This window comes from Aeromicrobium sp. Leaf272 (genome assembly GCF_001422865.1).
In the GTDB taxonomy this organism is placed as follows: Bacteria; Actinomycetota; Actinomycetes; order Propionibacteriales; family Nocardioidaceae; genus Aeromicrobium.
In genome coordinates this window covers 219,146-221,010 of record NZ_LMMY01000011.1, presented here as the reverse complement: position 1 = coordinate 221,010, position 1,865 = coordinate 219,146, and the positions used below count along the sequence as shown (strand labels likewise).

3 protein-coding genes are annotated in these 1,865 nt (G+C 71.9%); 1 reads left to right on the top strand and 2 read right to left on the bottom strand.

Annotation, left to right across the window (positions count from 1 at the left end):
* The first annotated feature begins 70 nt into the window (after positions 1–70).
* Positions 71–772, top strand: coding sequence for a hypothetical protein (locus ASF38_RS08155; protein WP_156366850.1), 702 nt, complete (start codon positions 71–73; stop codon positions 770–772).
* Between the two features lie 179 nt (positions 773–951).
* Here the strand turns inward: ASF38_RS08155 and ASF38_RS08150 are convergent, their stop codons facing one another.
* The gene (locus ASF38_RS08150) at positions 952–1,272 is read right to left on the bottom strand and encodes a hypothetical protein (protein ID WP_055961615.1); all 321 of its coding nucleotides are present in this window, start codon (positions 1,270–1,272) and stop codon (positions 952–954) included.
* A gap of 67 nt (positions 1,273–1,339) precedes the next feature.
* Complete coding sequence (locus ASF38_RS08145; RefSeq protein ID WP_055961612.1) at positions 1,340–1,765, bottom strand: hypothetical protein; 426 nt, start codon at positions 1,763–1,765, stop codon at positions 1,340–1,342.
* Positions 1,766–1,865: the final 100 nt, after the last annotated feature.

The window sequence follows — 1,865 nt, the reverse complement described above, 5'->3', positions numbered from 1 at the left end:
GTGCCGGTTCCCACTCCTACTTCGTGCGACGCACCACGGCGCCGCCGCCAGGAACGAGGAGATGGTCCGCGTGAGGATCCGACCCGTCCGTTCGACGGACACCGAGACGGACGACAGCAGCGAGGCGGACGTGCAGCACGTGCGCGGCCTGCTGGCGCGGTGCTCCCCGGACGGGCACTGGCAGCCGTTGCTGGCCGGACGCCTCGGCCAGCTGCAGGCGCGTCACGGCTCGGACCTGCACGTGCTGCTCGCCTCCGTCGACGAGACGCTGGTGGAGGCGGGGCACGGCCCGGCCTCTCCTCAGGTGGCCTGCGCCGCCCTGACGGCGTGGACCGACGAGCGGGTGCGCCAGGGCCGCGGCGTCGACGACACCCTGACCGGTCTGCCGGGCGCCGACCAGCTCCGTCATCAGCTGGACGGCGGGAGCGAGCTGCAGGTGCGCCGGGTCCTCGTGGCCGAGGTGCTCCTCGACGAGCCGGCCCAGGGTGCGCGCGGACCACTGCGCGACCTGGAGTCCGAGCTGAGCCTCGCGCTGGTCCGGGCCGTCCTCGACGACGGCATCGCGCCGTGCACCGTGTGGTCGCGGCTCGGCACCCATCGCCTGGGCGCCGTGGTCGACGACGGCGGCGTCGCCGGACTCGCCGCCTCGGTGGGCCGCGCCCGACGCTGGCTCGCGCGATGGCGCGACGACGTGGACGTCGCCGTCTGGTTCGAACCGGTGCCGCCAGATCCCGGCGCGCGCGGCGCGCTGGTCAGGGACCTCGCCATGTAGGGCGAGCGGTCGTCGTCCACGGACCCGTACAGGGGTCGGGTCCGCGGTGGGCAGGTGGGAGACCTGCCCCTCGGGGGGACGGCGACCAGGACCGGCGGTGGCGCGGCCCTGGGGTGCCGATCTGGAGGATCGGCGTCAGCGGGCCCGCGCCGCTGTCGCTCCGATGGACGGGCGGCCGGTCAGCTGCCGACGTCGAACGTCGGGCTCGGCGCCGCGGCCGGGTGGTCGGTCGCCGGCTTCTTCTTCGACGGGGCGATGGAGGTCGGGCGGTCCCGCACGAACTCCTTCTCCATCCAGTGCGCACGGTCCTTGCCGGTGCGCGGGTCCCAGAAGTCGCACAGGATCAGGTCGCCGCAGGTGGCGGTGGCGGTGGCCGGGACCATCTCCTTGACCTGCTCGTCGCCGTGGTCCCAGAGGCAGCCGACCCACACCGGCCGGGGGTCGAGCAGCGCCGTCACCGTCCCGGTCGGTTCGGGCTGCTCGTTGATCAGGAGACTCATGCGCCAAACGTAGGTTGCGAACACCTTTTGAACAAGTATGGGCAGGCTGGGTCGGGCTGCGCTGAGGTCAGGTCAGCTCGCGGTTGGCGAACTGCTCGAGCTTCTCGCACACGAACGACACGTGCCGGTGCAGCCAGACGGTGGCGGACGGGCCGAAGGAGTCCGAGGTCGCGTCGACCGAGTAGGTCACCAGGCTGCCGCCCAGGTGGTCCGTGAGCACCAGCTTCTCCTCCAGGTCCGCGATCGGCGTCGCGGTGCGGAGCGCGAGGCACTCGGCCTCCTCGAAGTCGGTCACCTCCACCGTGGCGTCGACGCCGTGCAGGCCGTTGTGGTGCTTGCACACGTACGACGACGTCGGCTCGAGCAGAGGACTGTCGGTGGACGTGCACTCCTCGAGCGCGCTCCACTGCGAGATGGTCTCCAGTGCCACCAGCTCGGCCCAGAGCCGCTCGCGGTCCAGGGAGGACTCGATCTGATAGCCGTCGACCAACATTCCTCGACGGTAGGGGCGGGTCGCGCATCGTGCCTCCCCACACGACGCCGACATTTCGCGTTCCGAACCACAAATTGCCTGCAACGCCAGTGCGCGGGTG